14 protein-coding genes are annotated in these 19,884 nt (G+C 40.6%); 10 read left to right on the top strand and 4 right to left on the bottom strand.

Annotated features, from left to right (window positions below; genetic code table 11):
• The first annotated feature begins 373 nt into the window (after positions 1-373).
• The 5 genes from dnaA to JMY02_RS13075 all read left to right on the top strand — a co-directional run bounded on the left by dnaA (position 374) and on the right by JMY02_RS13075 (position 8,792).
• Positions 374-1,819 carry a chromosomal replication initiator protein DnaA gene (dnaA, locus tag JMY02_RS13095; RefSeq protein ID WP_021813224.1) on the top strand — a complete coding sequence of 482 codons (1,446 nt, stop codon included), beginning with the start codon at positions 374-376 and terminating at the stop codon, positions 1,817-1,819.
• Positions 1,820-2,119: 300 nt separating this feature from the next.
• Positions 2,120-3,295 (top strand): DNA polymerase III subunit beta, encoded by a 1,176-nt coding sequence (dnaN, locus tag JMY02_RS13090; protein WP_201599029.1) that lies wholly within the window; start codon positions 2,120-2,122, stop codon positions 3,293-3,295.
• 310 nt (positions 3,296-3,605) lie between these two features.
• A complete protein-coding gene (gene recF / locus JMY02_RS13085) occupies positions 3,606-4,814 on the top strand; it encodes a DNA replication/repair protein RecF (RefSeq protein ID WP_201599028.1) in 1,209 nt (402 codons plus the stop codon).
• 663 nt (positions 4,815-5,477) lie between these two features.
• The gene (gene gyrB / locus JMY02_RS13080; protein WP_227678525.1) at positions 5,478-8,087 is read left to right on the top strand and encodes a DNA topoisomerase (ATP-hydrolyzing) subunit B; all 2,610 of its coding nucleotides are present in this window, start codon (positions 5,478-5,480) and stop codon (positions 8,085-8,087) included.
• Between the two features lie 108 nt (positions 8,088-8,195).
• On the top strand, positions 8,196-8,792 hold the full coding sequence (locus tag JMY02_RS13075; protein WP_201599023.1) for a manganese efflux pump MntP: 597 nt from the start codon (positions 8,196-8,198) through the stop codon (positions 8,790-8,792).
• Between the two features lie 285 nt (positions 8,793-9,077).
• Here the strand turns inward: JMY02_RS13075 and rlmF are convergent, their stop codons facing one another.
• Together rlmF and JMY02_RS13065 are read right to left on the bottom strand one after the other, a co-directional pair.
• On the bottom strand, positions 9,078-10,118 hold the full coding sequence (rlmF, locus tag JMY02_RS13070) for a 23S rRNA (adenine(1618)-N(6))-methyltransferase RlmF (RefSeq protein WP_201599014.1): 1,041 nt from the start codon (positions 10,116-10,118) through the stop codon (positions 9,078-9,080).
• A gap of 65 nt (positions 10,119-10,183) precedes the next feature.
• Entirely contained in the window at positions 10,184-10,921 is a 738-nt protein-coding gene (locus JMY02_RS13065) for a LysE family translocator (protein WP_201599013.1), read from the bottom strand.
• Between the two features lie 290 nt (positions 10,922-11,211).
• On the opposite strand from JMY02_RS13065, the gene JMY02_RS13060 reads away from it, so the two are divergent.
• The 3 genes from JMY02_RS13060 (at position 11,212) to JMY02_RS13050 (ending at position 16,673) form a co-directional block, all read left to right on the top strand.
• Entirely contained in the window at positions 11,212-12,015 is an 804-nt protein-coding gene (locus tag JMY02_RS13060) for a crotonase/enoyl-CoA hydratase family protein (RefSeq protein ID WP_201599005.1), read from the top strand.
• A 92-nt stretch (positions 12,016-12,107) separates the two neighbouring features.
• Positions 12,108-12,767 (top strand): hypothetical protein, encoded by a 660-nt coding sequence (locus JMY02_RS13055; protein ID WP_201599001.1) that lies wholly within the window; start codon positions 12,108-12,110, stop codon positions 12,765-12,767.
• A gap of 144 nt (positions 12,768-12,911) precedes the next feature.
• A complete protein-coding gene (locus tag JMY02_RS13050; protein WP_201598998.1) occupies positions 12,912-16,673 on the top strand; it encodes a YobI family P-loop NTPase in 3,762 nt (1,253 codons plus the stop codon).
• A gap of 55 nt (positions 16,674-16,728) precedes the next feature.
• Here the strand turns inward: JMY02_RS13050 and JMY02_RS13045 are convergent, their stop codons facing one another.
• Both JMY02_RS13045 and JMY02_RS13040 read right to left on the bottom strand, forming a co-directional pair.
• Positions 16,729-17,238, bottom strand: coding sequence for a cupin domain-containing protein (locus JMY02_RS13045; protein ID WP_201598995.1), 510 nt, complete (start codon positions 17,236-17,238; stop codon positions 16,729-16,731).
• A gap of 175 nt (positions 17,239-17,413) precedes the next feature.
• Positions 17,414-18,175, bottom strand: coding sequence for a class I SAM-dependent methyltransferase (locus JMY02_RS13040; protein WP_201598992.1), 762 nt, complete (start codon positions 18,173-18,175; stop codon positions 17,414-17,416).
• A gap of 79 nt (positions 18,176-18,254) precedes the next feature.
• Here JMY02_RS13040 and JMY02_RS13035 point away from each other — a divergent pair, with 79 nt between their 5' ends.
• Both JMY02_RS13035 and JMY02_RS13810 read left to right on the top strand, forming a co-directional pair.
• Positions 18,255-19,415 (top strand): MalY/PatB family protein, encoded by a 1,161-nt coding sequence (locus JMY02_RS13035; RefSeq protein WP_201598990.1) that lies wholly within the window; start codon positions 18,255-18,257, stop codon positions 19,413-19,415.
• Positions 19,416-19,757: 342 nt separating this feature from the next.
• On the top strand, positions 19,758-19,884 hold a 127-nt coding region (locus JMY02_RS13810; RefSeq protein WP_406947764.1), incomplete at its 3' end, for a helix-turn-helix domain-containing protein.

Genomic DNA, 19,884 nt, shown 5'->3' with positions numbered 1-19,884 from the left:
CTCTATAATAATAAATTAATTAATATATATAGATATTGTTGTTATTGGGGACTATATTTTCTGGGGTTAAGTCGGTTTTTTCTTTAGTTATCAAATCCTTAAACTATGGGTAAACCTGTGGATAACCTGTGGGTCAAATAGGGATAACTCTTCGTTTGTACTTATCCACAAAACTACCCACAGGGTTATCCACAAAAAACAGGATGTTATCCACAGGGCATTTGTGTTAAATTACCTCCCTACTCGACATGCCGTTCTAAGGGATTTACCAAGATAATTTTGAGTTTAATCATGGTTGACAGGATTAAGCGCTAAATAACGGCTTTACCGTGCTACATATCTATTATTTCAGATTATAGGATTCGTATTTTTCATGATAGACACAGCAAGTATTTGGGACAAATGTTTAAACGATTTGCGATATAACGTTAAAGACAACGTGTTTACCATGTGGTTGAGACCATTGTCCGCTCATCAAGAAGCGCAAACGCTTATCATACTTGCCCCCAACGATTACTTTGTGACTTATATCAAAAAAAACCATTTGCAGGATATTCAGCAATTGGTTGCTAAGCACAGTCAAGGAAGTATTGAAGAGGTTATTGTACGGGTCGATAATGCTGATCGCGATACCGATGACAGTAGCCAAACCCAATCAGGGTCTTTATTTGCAGAGGATAAGCCCTCCCCTACCCCTACAGATCATAAATTTGAAAGCATTCATCATAACAATGCAAAAGCGGATATTGATGCCAATATGCGTCACGCAGAATTAGCCGATTCGGCTGATGCAAAATCGTTGAGTTATCTAAATCCTGACTTTACTTTTGAGACATTTGTCACGGGTAAGTCTAATAATTTGGCTTATAAAGCCTGTTATGAGCTTGGGAAGCGCCAATCAAAAAATCGTCACAATCCTTTATTTATATATGGGCCTTCCGGATTGGGAAAAACCCATTTAATGCATTCTGTAGCACATCGCTATTTAAAAAATAATCAAAGCTTTTATTATTTCACTTCTGAAAAATTTATTAATCAATTGGTTTATTCATTAAGAAATAATAAAATAGAAGATTTTAAAAAGAAAATTAAAAAAGTAGATTTATTGATTGTAGATGATATTCATGTACTGGCAGGAAAAACCAAAAGTAGTAATGAGTTTTTGACATTGTTTGCGGATTTTACAAGTGGTGATAAACAACTGATTTTGGCTTCGGATCGCCATCCGTCGCAAATGACCGAATTTGATGAACGGTTTAGATCACGTTTTTCATGGGGTTTGACCGTCGCTGTCGATCCTCCTGAAATTGATACTCGTGTACAAATTTTGCAAAAAAAAGCGGCTTCATATGGCATGACACTGCCTAAAGAATGTGCCCTATTCATCGCTCAAAATGTGGTGTCAAATGTCAGGCGTTTGGAAGGCGCGCTCAATCAGGTATTTGCTAATGCTAACTTGACAGGTGCTCAGATTACCCTTGAAATGGTGCAATATGCGCTAAAAGACATCGTCGCGATGCGCGTACAGGCCGTCAATATGGATAATATTCGCAAAGTGGTTGCTGAATACTATGATGTGACCGTCAAAGATATCTTGGGTCGAAAACGCACGCGCAGTATCGCCAGACCAAGGCAAATAGCGATGGCACTATCGCGTGAATTGACGAGTGACAGTTTTCCTGAGATTGGTCAATCTTTTGGGGGACGTGATCACACGACGGTGATGCATGCTTGCGACAAAGTAAATGAGCTAAGAGGCGCAGATCCTGCATTTGATAAGGATTACAAAACGCTGGCCTTGATGTTGCAAGCGGGTTAAAAGGCTGGAGTGTCATCATGTTTTCTGTTGATCAAAATGTTTTATGATAATGAAATATAGTTGATACACGATATTATCACGCGGGACTGGTACAAATTTTTCGTAGCCTCTGTCGGCGTAGGCACAGCAAGCAAGAAAAATTTGTACCAGTCCTACTGACTTTCGCCATATTAATCTAGCTATAGTAAATTGATGATAAGTAGACCAATACCTTATAGATTATAGCCAATAGACAAGGTATTATTGAGCCATTCTTCTAACTTTATACAAAAAATGCCATTCAAATAAGAGTAACTAAGCATGCAATTATCGATTAATCGAGAGTCGTTACTAAAAGCCATTAACTTGATTGCCAAGGCGGCTGATAAGCGCCACAACATGGTTATCTTGGGTAATATTAAGTTGCAATTGTCTGAGTCAGTGCTGGTTTTGACAGCTTCTGATTTAGAAGTAGAGCTGACGTCAACGTTGCAATTGCCAGCTGGTGCTTGTGTTGAAGCAGGCACAACGACGTTACCTGCGACAAAGCTAAGAGATATCTGCAAATCATTGCCTGCACAAGCGCAAGTGACCCTTGCCACTCAAAAAAACGATCGCTGTTTACTGACCAGTGGCAAAAGTCGTTTTACTTTAGGCACCTTACCTAGCGAAGATTATCCAAGCTTGGGCAATCCTGAAAACATCACGCCATTGACCATCAGCCGTAATCGTCTGACTGATTTGATTCATAAGACCCAGTTTGCGATGGCGATTCAAGATGTCCGTTATTATCTCACTGGTATGCTATTTGATGTATCACAGCAGCAGTTGACAACGGTTGCGACCGATGGTCATCGACTGGCCTTAGCGCGTAGTGTCATTGATGTGAGTGCCGATCTCAACATGCAAGCCATTTTGCCACGCAAAGCCGTGATTGAGCTTGAACGTTTGGCCACTGAGCTTGGTAAAATGCTTGGAGAGCAAGACAATCAGGTTACCTTGAGCTTTGGCCGTGAGTTTTTGCAAGTTACCTTACCGTTTGGTGACGTTGATAGTGCAGGGCAGGTGAGTCAGAATCTCATGGTGACGTTCACCGCACGTCTAATTGATGGTAAATTCCCTGATTATCGCCGCGTCATGCCAAGCAATACTGACAAACTGGCGCTATTCAATCAAGAAAAGATGACAGATGTGTTGCGCCGTGTTGCGATTTTGAGTAATGAAAAATCTCGCGGTGTGGTGTTTAATTTTGCTAGTGATGGCATGGTAGAAGTACGAGCCAATAATGCTGAGCAAGATGAAGCGGTCGAAATGATACAAGCGAAGTATCAAGGTGAGCCGATGGAGTTATCGTTTAACGCCGCGTATTTGCAAGATGTATTGGGCGTTATCCAAGGCGATTTACAAATGCATATGAGTCAATCAAATGCCTCGGTACTGGTCAATCAGTTGAATGATGAATTCCATCAGTACGTTATCATGCCAATGCGTATATAGTGTTATTTGCGATAATATATTGATTTTTCAAAGGACTGAATGCTTGGCGATAAAACTGTCTTTATGGTGGTTTTCGCAGTCCATCTCTAGCTTTCAATAGTTATAGTGGGTGAAAAGTAATATCAATACAACGCGTACTGCTGGTACAAATATTTCTTGCTTGCTGTGCCTGCGCAGCTCGATGCTGCGAAAAATTGACACCAGCAATACTGTAACGATTTTAAAATATTTTAACTATAGATAATTTATGTTTTAATCAAACTTTTGCCTACTATTATATGGGCAGTATTAATAGGCGGCTATCGGTATCATGATTGAACGTCTACAAATCTCATATTTGCGCAATCTAACTCAGGTTAATTTGTCCTCTGCCGCTTGTAATGTCATTATCGGTGCAAACGGTAGTGGAAAAACCTCTTTGCTTGAAGCGATATTCTTATTATCTAGAGGCAAAAGCTTTCGTCATCATCAGCCAAAACGCTATATCCAGCACCATCAAAACACGGTAACGGTACATGCCAAACTCAACGATGCCAGTACATTGGCTATCCAAAAACAAGCCGACGCCACCACAGTTTTACGTCTGAACCAAACCACCGTCTATAATCAAAGCATCCTAACCGAACAGCTCCCCACATTACTGATAGATCCATCGACGATGGACATGCTAGAGCAGGGTAGTGCTAGCCGTCGACAGCTCTTGGATTGGTTGGTGTTTCACATGAAACAAGGTTTTCATCCACAATGGGTGGCCTATCAACGTCTATTAAAACAGCGCAATAGTTTGCTAAAAAAGACGAGGCATTTGACCCAAGTACAGCTCGCCGAATTAAAATCCTGGGACAAAGGTCTGAGCAATCATGCGGCCCTTATCCATCATTATCGTGAACGGATATTTGCAGAATGGCAGCCGTATTTTGCTCAAAGCGTTGCTCAGTTATTGCCTAGTTATGCAGAACAACTGAGCCTGAGTTACAACGCTGGCTATGACACCAGTATTGCGCTCGATGTGCAGCTCAATGAGCGCTTAGATCAGGATTTGCAGCTGGGTTACACGCGTATTGGCAACCACCGCGCTGATATTCATGTACATTGGCGCTCTGATGACTCAGTAGAGATGAGTGATAAGCAGTCAGAAACAACGCTAGAAGCTGAAATCCATAATAAACGGCCAGTTCTAAAAGAGCAGGCAGCCAATGTGTTATCACGCGGTGAAAAAAAGCTATTAATCACCGCCCTGCGTTTATCACAATTGCCGTTGCTACTAAATACGCCAAAAACCGATGAGGCATCCAGTAATAACTTGCAACCCCGAAACACGCCCGTCGTATTGCTGGATGATATTACGGCAGAGCTGGATGATAGAGCCATAACAATCTTATTATCGACGCTATCACAGCTGCCATGCCAAGTGTTTATGACCAGCTTGACTGACGATATTGTGCCCTTAGTTTTGGAATTGTGGTCAGAGCCTAATATGTTTCATGTGAAACAAGGCCAAGTTTTCTTTGACCCATAGTATTTTACTCTCTAGCTTTTTCTTCTTTGTTGTCAGCTGGTGATGTTCTCCATTTACCAGTCTATAGTTGATCCACTTTAAAAAATTTACGGTTCTGCTGGTATGAATTTTATGAAGCATCTGTCACGCTTGCGAACAGCCAGCGAGGAAAATTTATACCAGTAGAACATAATTAACGGATGTGCCACTTTTATTCTGGATTGACTATATGTCCTGCTAATTCTATCCTCTTTAAACGGTTTTTTAATAAGCACAAAACGGCCAGCAAACAGTGACTTAGAAGCAAAAAAATGCTAAAATAGGGCTTTATTTTTGTCCTATTCTCAGCAAGTTTTTTGATAGCGTTATATAGATATTTTTTATTGGCTACAAATTTTAAGTGATTGATAAATATGCTTTTTATTTGTTCTGTTTTGGCTTTGATTTGCTGTAAGACAAAACCGCTAAAACTGGATGAATGAGAGCTCGACTTGATGTTTTTAAGTTCGTTGAATATCTTATAAAATTTTGGCTAATAGCCTTTAACAACTAATAGCTTTTAACAAATAATGCCTATCAAAAGTTTTGACTACTAAAAGTTAAATCTAAAATAACGTTATGAGACATCATCGTATTGATGGGTCAATAACAAACGGCTGATTATGGCTAGATTAAGGAATACGCATGAGTGATTCATTACCGACAGACCACGAGCAATTGATATCAGACAGCGTTGTCGAAACGACTGTACCAGCTGTGGTTCCTGAAGGATTACCCTCTGATTATAGCTCCAAAGATATTCGTGTATTACGCGGGTTAGAAGCGGTACGCGTGCGCCCAGGTATGTATATCGGTGATACCGATGATGGTACTGGTTTACATCATATGGTCTTTGAGGTGGTGGACAACTCTATCGATGAGGCGCTTGCTGGTCATTGTGATCAGATTGATATCATCATTCATGAAGACGAATCGGTCAGTGTGATGGACAATGGTCGCGGTGTGCCGGTCGATATTCATCCAGAAGAAGGCGTGTCGGCGGCGCAGGTCATCATGACGGTACTGCACGCTGGCGGTAAGTTCGATGATAACAGTTATAAGGTCTCAGGCGGCCTACATGGCGTCGGCGTTTCCGTCGTCAACGCATTGTCCAAAAAGCTCGAAATGAATATCTGGCGCGAAGGTTATCACTATCACCAAACGTATACCGATGGCGTACCTGATGCTGATATTCAAGAGATGGAGCCAACGAATAAAACAGGCACCCAGATTCGTTTTTACCCAAGCGCGGATGTCTTTACTGGCACTGTCTTTGAGTATGATATCTTGGCAAAGCGTTTACGCGAGCTGTCGTTTCTGAACTCAGGTGTGCGCATTGTATTAACTGATGAGCGCATCGATAAGCGTCACGAGTTTGAGCACAAAGGCGGTTTGCTTGAGTTTGTTAGCTATATCAATGCGGGCAAAGATGGCGTCAATGAAGTGTTCCATTTCACGAGCGAACAAGATGACGGCATCAGTGTCGAAGTAGCGCTACAGTGGACAGACACGTATAACGAAAAAGTACTGTGCTTCACCAATAACATCCCGCAGCGCGATGGTGGCACGCATCTATCTGGCTTTCGCTCCGCACTGACACGTGGCCTAAACAGCTACATGGATCGTGAGAATTTATTCAAAAAAGAAAAAGTGGTCGCAACTGGTGATGATGCCCGTGAAGGTCTAACGGCTATTGTCTCTGTTAAAGTGCCTGATCCAAAATTCTCTAGTCAGACCAAAGACAAGCTGGTGTCAAGCGAAGTAAAATCTGCGGTTGAATCAGCAATGCATGCTAAGTTTAACGACTACTTATTAGAAAACCCAACAGCGGGTAAAGCCATCGCCAATAAGATTATCGATGCGGCACGCGCCCGTGATGCCGCTCGTAAAGCACGTGAGATGACGCGTCGAAAAACGACTTTGGATATCGCAGGTTTGCCGGGTAAGTTGGCTGATTGCCAAGAAAAAGACCCTGCATTGTCAGAGCTGTACATTGTGGAGGGTGACTCTGCTGGTGGGTCAGCAAAACAAGGCCGTAGCCGTAAAACGCAAGCTATTTTGCCGCTAAAAGGTAAAATTCTAAACGTTGAGCGCGCCCGTTTTGACAAAATGCTATCGTCTGCTGAAGTGGGCAATCTCATTACCGCGCTTGGTTGCGGTATTGGTCCAGATGAATATAATCCTGATAAAGTCCGCTATCATAAAATTATTATCATGACCGATGCGGATGTGGATGGCTCACACATTCGTACGCTGCTATTGACCTTTTTCTTCCGTCAAACCCCTGAACTGATCGAACGTGGCTACGTCTATATCGCTCAGCCGCCGCTTTATAAGGTGAAAAAAGGACGTCAAGAGCTGTATCTAAAAGACGATGAGGCGCTCAAAGCTTATTTACTGTCTTCAACGATTGACAATACCAAGCTACATATCAGTGCAGATGCGCCCGCCATCACGGGTCAAGCGCTCGAAACACTACTGAACGACTATAACCAAACTCAGCTCATCAAAGCACGTTTGCAGATTCGTTTCCCAGCGGTCATCTTGGATGCGTTAACTCATACGCCGAAGCTAAGCACGGATATGACTTATGACAAGTCTGCTATGCAAGCTTGGAAGGAGAGCATGCAAACCCAGCTTGACCACTTTGGCTCTGATCTAAGTCCTGAGATTGAGTTGGTCAATATTCATGCGCCGCAACCAAAAAATATGGATGCCGCTGCTGCCGATTTATTGGGTATGAAACCACAAGTAGACATTGAGGAAGGCGCTGATAGCGAGCCCATGTCTACTAAAGCCCAGTGGTTACCACGTATTACGGTTTATGTGCATCAGTTGGCGCATCATTATCTGTTGGATGCTAGCTTTATCAATTCAGGCGAGTACAGCAAGTTGCTGCGTTTATCAAGCGAGTGGAATACCTTACTTGCTGATGATGCCTTTATCCGCCGTGAAGCCAGTGCGGGCACGACCAAAGACATTCCAGTACGCGACTTTGATTATCTGTGGCAGCAAATGATGCTTGACGCGCGTCGTGGTTTGGCGATTCAGCGTTATAAAGGGTTGGGCGAGATGAACGCCGATCAGCTTTGGGATACAACGATGGATCCTGAAAACCGTCGTATGTTGCGTGTGACGATTGAAGATGCCATCGCTGCCGATCATATGTTTACTTGTCTGATGGGCGATCATGTAGAGCCTCGCCGTATCTTTATCGAAGAAAATGCGTTGACGGTCTCTAATCTAGACATATAAGTACTCTGATGTCCTTTTATTCTTTATAAAAATACCGCTTTAATATCTAGAGCGGTATTTTTGTTTCATGTGAAACCTTTTTACCATTTTTGATAAGAGAACCACACAATGATTGAAGTCGTGCTACTTGCTATTGCGTTAGCCATGGATGCGTTCGCCGTCGCAATTGGTTTGGGTGCCAAATCACAAAAACAAAACCATCACTATGTGTTGCGCTTGGCTCTTTATGCCGCCCTATATTTTGGTATCGCGCAGGGCATCATGCCACTTATTGGTTATCTGTTGGGTGCTGCATTGCTGGGTTGGTTGGCGGCCGCTGCGCCTTGGATTGGCGGTATCATTCTGATCGCGCTTGGTGGCAAAATGCTTTATGAAGTGTTTGCTGGCGACAAGGAAGAAGAGATTGATCACATTGCTGATGATGTATTAGCAAAAAATAGTGAGCACAAAGGTATTAATCATAAGACGATGTTTACCCTTGCTATTGCCACTAGTATCGATGCAATGGCTGCTGGCTTCACGCTTAACCTGTTGGCGCTGAATGCTTGGTTGGCCTGTTTGATTATCGCGGTAATTACAGCGTTATTTAGCTTATCAGGTGTCTATTTAGGCTGGCGCTCTGGTACATGGTTAGAGGATAAGGCAGAAGCGTTAGGCGGTTTGGTACTGGTCGCTATTGGGATAAAAGTCATGTTTTTTGGCTGATTGACTTGGTTGATTCAGCCGAAAGTTTTTGGTATTAGCACTTATAGTGGAAGTACTTTAAAATCGCTACAGTGCTACTGGGATGCTTATCTTTAAACGGAAAGTTTCGAAGCCTCTGGAGTGCAAGGCGCACAGCAAGCGAGGAAAATTTATACCAGTAGTACAGAACTATTGATGTATCGATTTTACTTTTCATTGACTATATGTTTGTTATAAAAAAGCCCCGCTTTGATATCAAAGCGGGGCTTTTGTTTCACGTGAAACTCTAATAGATATTATGACTGTTTATGCGTCTTCTTCAGTATGAAAGCGCCACGCCAAAATACGCGTGTTTTTCTGACCTTGACTCATCTCAATGATACGCATTTGCGCAACATCCAATTGCTTCAAGAGAAGCTGCAAAGGTTTTACGTTTTCTGACTTTGATACCAAGGTGGTAAACCAGCCAACGTGTTCGGCAAAGCTTTGACTCTCTTTTGCCATTTTGGTCAAAAAGGTAATCTCGCCACCTTCACTCCATAGCTCTTTGTGCTGACCACCAAAGTTTAGGTTTTGTGCGGCGTTGCCGGATTTTGTTGAGCTACGACTTATTTGCTCACTTTCATTCTTACCGCGATGTCGTTGCAAGTTATGCTGCTTACGACTGTTGGCTTCCATCGCTTCTTCAAGTGAGGCATGGAACGGCGGGTTGCAAACGACCACATCAAAATAATCTTGGCGACCAATGATGTTTTTGAAGATGACTTTTGGCTCAGGTTGTAGTTTTACTTTTACCGCGCTTTTCAGCTTTGGATTGGCTTCACAAATAAGTGCCGCTGTGTTGACCGAAATAGGGTCGATGTCACTTGCTGTAAAACGCCAGCCGTAGCTTTGACTGCCGATAATGGGATAAATGGCACTGGCACCCGTACCAATATCAAGCGCATGGATTTCTTTACCCATGGGCGGTATATTGTCGTCATTGATATGCGTCGTTTGTGCCAACAGTTCAGCAATGTAATGAATATAATCGGCACGTCCAGGGATAGGCGGGCACAAGTAGCCTTCAGGAATGTCCCAAAACTTAACACCATAATAATTTGCCAATAAGGCTTTATTGAGCACGCGTACGGCTTGATGATCAGAGAAATTAATCGTCGGCTCGCCATTCGGATTGGTAATGGTATGATCGGCAAGCTCAGGCAAAGCGCGGGTCAATACCGCAAAGTCATAGCGACCTTGGTGTGGATTGCGCGGATGCAGCTGACCGAGTTTCTTAGCAGTCTCGGGCGATCTGTTTCTGTGATTATTGGTGGTCGGGCGACGGTTCATAGGCTTACTGGTCATAGTATCGGGCTTTGATGTTTGAATATAATCGTCCAGTTTAGCAGATTTCACGAGGAACTCACGGCTTATCGACTACGTAAAATAAGATTTAAGCCCAACACGGTCATCGCTGTCCCCAATACACGGTCTATCCAATGCTCAAAACGCTGAAAGCGCCGATGAATCGCAGGAATGGAGAGCAACATTACCACCGTACTAAACCATGCCATTTGCAATACCATCATCCATACGCCATAGATAGCCAACTGCCACAGCGGTATATCTGGTGATAGGACAAGGGTAAATATCGCTACAAAATACACCGGTGCTTTTGGATTAAACACATTACAAAAAAAGCCACGACGCAGAATGGCAATCGCTGAGTCAGTATTTTTTGTGTGGCTAGATGGTTTTTTGGTCAGGCTGTTTTGATGAGAAAGCACTGATTGATTGGCAAGCGTGTCTAGTGAAACCACAGCGCCCGAACCTCTGGCATCTATCGACTCTGCTGAATTTGCCAATTCTGCTGGCTTTTTGGGTTTGGCCTGAATGCCTTGCCAACCGAGATAAATCAGATAACCACCGCCCAACCATTTAATCGCGGTCAATAGCGGCTGAGAATGAGCGATGATAGTCGCCAGTCCCAATACAGAATAGATAACATGTATGCCCAAGCCAAAGGTAATACCAAGGCTACAAATCAGCCCAGTGCGTCGACCTTTTGACAAAGTTTGCTGCGTCACCAAAACAAAATCAGGGCCGGGTGAGGCAGCTGCCAGCAAGTGAACGCCTGTGATAAGCAAAAAACCGTGCCAAAATTCCATAAGGTGCTCTGAGTGATGTCCTAATGCAATAATAGTTGCACTTATCACAAATAACGTCAACTTATAATGTGCTGGCTATAGTCGATTCTAAATGAAACAGAACCATTATATTCCAACGCGGAACGGGTATAAATTTTTCTGGCTCGCTGTTATGAACGAGGCTATTTATCAATCAATGTTTTGTTGCTTGTGTTCTAGAGCAGGGATGTCTATATTAAAAAGGCGTTTATCACCATTTACGATATCACTATTCACGACACCACCATGCTACTGTTGACAAGGATAAAGTCATGACCACAGAAAATCAGCGTACGAACGACAATCGCATCACTTATGAGACTCAAGGGCATATCTGCCTGATTGGGCTAAATCGTGCGGACAAACGCAATGCGTTTGACAGTCATATGATTCAGCAATTGTCTGACGCTCTCACTCACTATGATAATGACGACCATCTACGCTGCGCCCTAATATTCGCCCACGGCGAGCATTTCACGGCGGGTCTTGATCTGATGGAGCTACAGGATAAATGGGACAAAGGCGCGTTTGAGTTTGATTATGATCAAATTGATCCGTGGGGCATTAGTGGTAAATTACGTAGCAAACCCATCGTCGTCGCGGTACAAGGCACCTGCTTTACCGCTGGGATTGAGCTGATGCTCAACAGTGATGTGGTCATCGCAAGTGATAACTGCAACTTTGCGCAAATGGAAGTGCTGCGCGGTATCATGCCGTTTGGCGGAGCGACGGTACGATTTGTAGCGGCCGCCGGCTGGCAAAAAGCCATGCCGTATCTGCTCACAGGCAAAGCATTTGACGCGCAAACCGCGGATCGGCTCAATCTGGTCAGTGAAGTGGTCGAAAATGGCACAGAATACGAGCGTGCGCTCACGATTGCCAAAGAGATATGTCAGGCGGCACCGCTTGGTGTGCAAGGTCTGCTGTCGTCTGCACAAGATGTCAGCCGTAGTGGCGTCGGCGCGGCACTGGCCAATATCCATAGCTATCTGCCAGATTTATTCTATTCAGAAGATGCCCGCGAGGGTGCGATGGCAATGGTTGAGCGGCGCAATGCTGAGTTTAAAGGGAAGTAGCGCAACCATCGTTTGTGATATATGACACTAAGTTTCTAAAATACTAAGATTGAACGATTTTATAACTATGCTAAAAGAGCTAACGACCACTTATGACTGATCATTTGTATTTACTATTATTTTTGCTGTTTTTGACTTTTATGCTCAGCTTGTCAGTGGTCATGTTTTTGAAGTCCATTAATAAAGAAGGTGGCATGTCAGATGTCTTGCGTGAAAAATTACTGCGCTGGCTACCTTTTGACTTTATGGAAGAGCGCTTCAATATTGATAGGCTGGAATATGTTGGCTTACGGCAAGTCTTTCAACATGGCATACGAGAAGATTATTTTTATACCAATATCGCCAAAAAGAGGAACTTTGTAGAGCTGAAAGACTATATTGCCGTCAGAAAACAGATCGGTTTTTATGAAAAAAAATGGCGTTTTGTCCTTTGGGTGATGCCTGTCGTGCTGATGATTTGCATCCCGTTGCTGCCATTACAGGATGGTATTGATAAGTATCTGATGCTAGTACCTTTGGCGTTGCTTTTCTTCTCCATGCATAAGTTAAAAGCCATGCCTTATCAGAAAGAGTTCCTCGCTATCCAAAAAAGAATATTGCAGCAGATATATAACGCGGTGTTTGATGACAATCGTTTTGATAGTATTGAGTTAGCGATCAAATTGAGGAAAGTAAATAAGGTAAAAGTTTTATCCAATTATTATGAGTTAGAAGCAATTGTCGATCAGATGAATGCAAAAGATGTGAAATAGGATAGTGTTGATAGTTGATTGGGTGAGCTACTTTGTTCAGAAATGGTTAAACAATAGGCGATGGTTTAGAGGTGTGAGGCTGAGCTGAGGGATAAGTAGATGGAATTAGTTATTATAAAACTAACTTAAATTAGAAGGACGTATATGAATCAAAATTCATCAGCCCAGAGCGCAGAAACTGAGCAAAGTGATAACCGTGACTTTAAAATAACAGTCCTATCGCCTTCAGAAGACCTTAATGATAATGAAAGTTATAAAAGCTACGAGAAGAGATTAGCTGCGGCATTAAAACATCAACTAGTACTAAATATTGCTCTAACTGGAATTTATGGCTCAGGTAAAAGTAGTATTCTAAACACTTTTAAGAAGTCTTACAAAAATAACAGTGAATGGAAATTTCTCGAGGTATCACTTTCAACATTTAAAATTGAAAAGGCTAAAGAAGGTGACCATGCTGATGAAGATAGTATAAATAAAGCTAAAGAAGATGATCATGCTGATAAAGATAGTACAGATAAGGAGACCAGCGGCCTTACACCAGATAAAATTCAATTAATTGAAAGAAGTATATTACAGCAGTTCTTTTATGCTGTACCTCAAAGTGATATTCCCTTATCAAGATTTAAACGTATTACAGAAAATTCTAAAGAGAGTTATAGGGAAGTATTAGGTGTAATTATTTTTGGATTATGGAGTTATCTCTATGCTTTTAATTCTGTAGGCTTTATTACAGATTTGGTAGAGTTCGCAAACTGGTACAAGTATTTTAATTTAGTCATTTTAATCGCTTGTACATTATTTCTGATAGATAAGATATTTAGCTATGGTTTTGGTCTCAAAGAGATAAAGTTCAACCTCCACAATGCTGAGTTTAATATCAAGAACGAACAAGAAAAATCTATTCTTAATGATCATTTAGATGAGATATTATATTTTTTTGAAACTACTGGAAAAAATGTTGTCATCATCGAAGATTTAGATAGGTTCAATGATACTGAAATTTTTATTAGACTTAGAGAGTTAAATTCAATTATTAATAAGTCTTGTCCGCATCGAGTTGTGTTTATATACGCTATTCGTGATGATATTTTTGAGGATAATGAAAGAAGTAAGTTCTTTGATTACATCATTCCTGTTATACCTATAGTTAATCCGATGACTGCCTATGACATAGTTATAAAAGAATATAGTAGTATAGCAAAGCAACTTGATAATAAATTTTTATTAAATACTTGTCTATACTTTAGCGATATGAGACTTCTAAAGAATATTCTAAATGAGTACGAGGTTTACTTTGAGCAGTTACAAATTTTAGATATAGATAAGAACAAACTATTTGCTATGGTTGTTTATAAAAATTACCATCCAAATGAGTTTGCTAAACTAAATTCAAACTCAGGCGAGATTTATAATATTTTTCATACTAAAAAAAATGAAGCAATAGAAAGCCTGCTAAAAGAAAAAGAGAAAAGAGTTGCTAGTTTAAAAGTAGAAAGAGAAAATATTTCAAATGAAAACTTAAATTTAATTAGCGAGTTGAATAGTGTTTATGCTTATGCAGTATTAAATAAACTAGTAGGTACATTTGATATTACAAATTATTCAAGTAAATTGATACAGGTTCAATCTAAAGATAAAAAATACAATGTAAATGAAATTGCTAGTACAGAAACACTTGAATTTTTTTCAAAGAATCAAAATATAATTCTTTATATATCGAATACTGGATTTAAAAAAGAATTAAAATTTCAAGATATTGAGAATGAGGTAAATTCACATGAATCTTACCTTGATAGATTGAACAACGTAAAAGCCAAAGAAAATGGAAAGTTAGAAATAATTTCTAATGAAGAGTCTAGATTAAAAGGTGAAATTCAAAATATCAAGAAGATGAAGTTTGAAGGAATTGTAAAAGAAACTAGTATTACTATTGATAAGCCATTATTAAAATACTTTGTCTCTAATGGTTTTATAGATGAAACATATAAAAGCTATATTTCATATTTTTTTGAAGAGTCTATCACTTTGAATGATGCAAATTACTCCCTTTTGGTTAACTCTTTTAATGAACCAAACTTTGAACTAGAGCTAAAAAAATATAATGAATTGGTCGAAACTTATTTGGGTCTTGATAAGTTATCAACTCACAGCGCTCTAAATTTTAGCATGTTAGATTTTTTACTAACTGATACTACTAAAAAAATATACCTTGAGCACTATATAAAAGTTATTTGTGACGGTTCTAGTATATCTATAGATTTTCTAAAAAAATATTTTAAAAGGAATGAGAATTTATCTATATTGATTCCAATAATAGTAGATTCGAGAGAAGTTATTATTAATGATATAGGTTTTAGTAATAGCGTAAGCGAAGAATCATTCAATTTTAGAAATTTTATCAAGCATATACCCTTCAATAGATATCAGGAGTTAGACTACCTAAAACAAGAGTTTAGACGTGAGCTTAGTTTCATGGGAAACTACGCTGAATTTGTTTTAGAATGTTTTGATGGCAATTTTGATAGATTTAAAGCATTTACAGATGTAGTTCAACCAGTACTAGAAAATGCTACTTTTTCAAAAAGTCAGGTTGAAGAGCTTAACTGGCTAGGTGAGAGTAAATATTTGGCTATCAATAAACATATGATAAAACAAATTCTGGTAAATAATTTAGAAGACTCTGATACAGTTATCGCTGATCTAGAGGTTAAGCCAGTTACCCTTATGGCTAACTCTGGTATTAATTATCTAACTGAGGATGTTTGGTCTGAAAACCTATCAGAATACATAAGAATTATTTTGTTAGGTGTAGATGAGCATGCTTTATATTCTGAAGATGAAGATGTCTATATAGAAGCCTTAAATGTGTTTGGTAGTCGAAATTCAATAATAGAGAGATTTATTGACATCACTTCTACTAAGATTAAAGATATAAGTAAGGTTGAGAACGAGCAGATTCGAAAGTATCTTGTTGCAAATTCGAAAGTTTATTACTCGTGGTCAAATGTCTTTAGATATTTTTCTGAGTCTTATGAAGATCAAGACGATCAAGGTGTTTATCGAGAAATAGATGCTGCACTTATCAAGTTCTTAGAAGATGGAAAGAGTGATCTGCAAGCTACTGATCATATAGAGTTAGACGTTTTAGAAAATGAGGACTGGCAGAGTATTAAAGCTGAGTTTGATAGACATCTTTTTTTAAGTTATCAGTTAAGTAATGAATCATATAAAAAAGTAATAGGTATAACTGATAATAATTGGGATAATTCAGATCTAGAGGGTATAAGCCAAGAAAAAATACAGACTCTAATATCTCTTGAAAAGCTAAGTTTAACCTCTGAAAACTGGATTCAGGTTAAAGAATACGCATCGGAAGAAACAACTAAAGATTTTTTGGTAAAATATCATAACGTCATAATTAATAATCTAGATGTAATAGATCTTCGTTCTGAAGATGTTATAACATTACTTTATGCTGGAGATATTAGTAACGGTTGTAAGGAAGTTTTAACGGAAACTAAAGCCATTAATCTTATAGAAAGCAACGCTCCTGTTCGTAAAAAGATTATTGAAATATATGAAGATAAAAAGATGTCTTCGCCTGTTTATGACCAGCTTCTTAAACATGCTGACTCTGAGGAACTAAAAAAGTTACTGTTAAAACAAATTAAGTATTTAGATAAGCAGGAAATCTTAGAAATACTCAGACTATTGGACGAGCCTTATCAAAAACTAGCTAATGGTCAAGAGGTAGAATTCGAAAATGCTAATGAAAACCAAAATTTATTAGATGTCTTAAATAAAGCGCAAATAGTAATAGCTCCTAAAGCGAAAAAGCCTAAAGGTAGTTTAATAGGTGAAAAAGTGCTTACTACGAGGCTACAATCTCATGTTCTAGGGGGTTAAAACCAGCTGTCTTCATGCGCGCCTTAGCCCTTACAGTAGCGGATGGCAGGATTGGCTACTTTCTACCATTACACACCTCACCCAAATCCTCAAAATCCACATACTCTTTTTTGTCATGAATGTTGTACATCTTGCGCTTGATATCTGGATACAGCGTAATATCAATCGGTGGTCGGTTACCACCCATCAAATAAGTGGCATCAGCATCGCTATCATTACGCATAGAGTGCGGCGCGCCATGCGCAGGGAAACCCACAAAGTCACCAGCACTTAGCTGATAACGCTCATCCCCATAGCAAAGCGACAGCTCACCTGACAACATATAAATGAACTCATCTGACTCTTCATGATAGTGATGTGTCGTCGTCTCATCGCCTGCCTCAACCCGTACAAGATGCAAGCCAACCTTCGTGAGACCGACGATATCGCTTAACGAAACCGTATGACGAATGGCTTGTTCATTGAATTGATGGACGTGTTTGGCTTCAGGTGTGTTATCGATATCGGATTTCGTTAGGACATACGCTTGCGTATCCTTACGCGTTTTTTGAGGTGTTGTCATCATCTGGCTCCGTGATTGATGTTTTGAATGTATACCACTATTAGCCAATATATCAGGTTTTAACAGGATGAAAATAACACGATAATACTGGCAATCTGTTAGTGTTTGATGCGTATAGCAACTTTTATAAAAGCGATTGGGTAGGGACAAGACGGCAATTTTTAGTATTTTTCTAGATTTATTGACCCTTTACTCTTCCAGCCCGAATGGATAAAGGCCAAACGATTTTTTTCTTGTTCTCAGGATTTCCCCATTCGGATAATAACGCGATTCGAAGCTGATCCACAGGATTAAAACCCAGTGCTTTTTTCGCTTCTTTGACGGCTGACCACGTATTAAAATACCCCATCAGCTCATCCAAATTCCAGCACTCTTGTATAGTGACAGCGGGTACTGTGATCTCGGTAAATGGGAGAGGTAAGCTTTGATAACCGTCCTCTACATGCCGTCGTTCTGCTGGCCAATAGGGTGCAATGGTTTGGTAATAGAACTGTTGAACAAGGGTATCAGCTGTCCCTTCTACCTGTAACACCCCATAAGTGATTAAGGCCAAAACAGCATTAGGGCGAGCAATACGCTCTACTTCTATATAGAATTTATCTAGATCTAGCCAGTGGGCAGCTTGCGCAACGGTAATCAAATCAACGGATTCAGCCGCCAATCCGCTTTGTTCAGCCAGCGCTGTTTTATAGATCACATTGTCTTTTTGTTTGGCTTTGGCTATTTGCGCTGAGCTTGCATCAGTGGCGATCACTTCTGTAAATTTTTCAGCTAAGAGCACAGAAAGCTGCCCTGTACCGCAACCACAATCTAACACACGGTTTTGAGCAGGGCACAAATCAGCAAGCTTCGTCACTAAATCAAGAGGGTATGAAGGACGGTAAGTTGCATAATCCTCAGAACCTTTGGAAAAATGATCCTTGAACTCTAAATCTTTCATGTTGTTATCCATTATTTAATGTTCTACCCATATGATAATCTAAGACATATCCCAAACTATTATTTTTTATATAAGGAGCGTGCTGGTGTTGTACAACTTTGATGAGGTCATCGATAGACGTGATACAGGATCGGTCAAGTGGCACTATAGCGATGAGACGATTCCGCTATGGGTGGCGGATATGGACTTTCAGGCCCCTGCGCCTATCTTAAACGCGATTGAGCACGTCACGCAGTATGGCATATTGGGTTATACCAAACCCACTGAGGATTTGTATGACGCGATCATTGACTGGCATGGCAGTCGTTATGATTTGCGGCTGGATAAAGAAAATATCTTATTTTCTCCCGGTGTTGTGCCAAGTTTGGCGCTGATGATGAATGTGTTTACCGAGGCAGGCGAGGCGGTGCTGGTCAATGATCCTATTTATGCGCCATTTATGACCAAGGTTGAGCAAAATGGTCGCACGCTTGTGACCTCGGCATTAACAGAAATCGACGGCAGATATCGTTTGGATTTGGCGGATATCGAAGCCAAAATCACCCAGCATGACGTGAAGCTTTATTTATTGTGTAATCCGCACAATCCGGGCGGGCGCGTGTGGACAACGGAGGAGCTTGAGGCAGTTCTTGTCATATGCAAAAAACACAATGTGGCGATTGTCAGCGATGAGATTCATCAAGATTTGACGTTGAGCGGACACACATTCACGCCCTTTTTAACGCTAGCAACAGGCTATGAGCATAACGTGGTGAGCCTGACCTCGATGACTAAAACTTTTAACATTGCTGGTATCAAAGGTTCACTGATATTTGCCAAAGATGAAGGGTTAATCCAAAAAATCAGCCAGCAGCAAGGATTGAATGATGAGTATGAACTAAACTTATTTGCTTATACTGCGATGCGTCATGCGTATGAGCAAGGCGGTGAATGGTTAACGCAGGCGCTTGCTTATATCGAAGCCAATATTGACGTGACCGTACGGTTTTTAGCTGAGCATTTACCCAAAGTAAAAGTCATGCGTCCAGAGGCCTCGTATTTGATTTGGCTGGATTGCTCAGCGTATGCCAAAGACGATCAAATACTCTATGACACCTTAAGAGCCGCCAAGGTTGAGCTGAACGCGGGCATCAAATACGGTCATGAAGGGCATCTGAAAATGCGTCTGAATGTGGCCTGTCCTAAATCGTTGCTGCTAGAAGGATTAAATCGTATTGATACCGCCTTGAGTGATATATAGTCAAACCCCTATAAATCCGCTACCTCGTCACCCCCGCTTGATGTACTACTTGTACTATCTGTGCGTGGCTTCCTTGTATCGAAGTTATTTGGATTCGACTATAGTTAAAAAATAATAAAAGCGCGACCTTACTGCTGGAATGAATTTTTCGAAGCCTCTGTCTGCAACGGCACAGCAAGCAAGGAAAATTTATACCAGTAGTATCTGACGATTGATGTATCGATTTAACTTTTCACCGACTATATTGCCAAGCAGTTATAGATTTGGTTATATTTAGATATCAAAAAACCCTGCCATGTGAACTGCCCCCCATAAGTTGGACACAACTTATGGGGTATTTTTATGCGTTATAACCTAGACTTTAAACTCAAGATCATCGCATACTACAGGCAAGGACATACTGGCGTCGCGACAGCAAAGAAGTTTAAACTTGATAAAAAGATAGTATCTAAGTGGATTTACCAATACC

The organism is Psychrobacter vallis (assembly GCF_904846715.1).
GTDB classification, from domain to species: domain Bacteria; phylum Pseudomonadota; class Gammaproteobacteria; order Pseudomonadales; family Moraxellaceae; genus Psychrobacter; species Psychrobacter vallis.
This window is presented reverse-complemented; position numbering and strand designations above follow the sequence as displayed.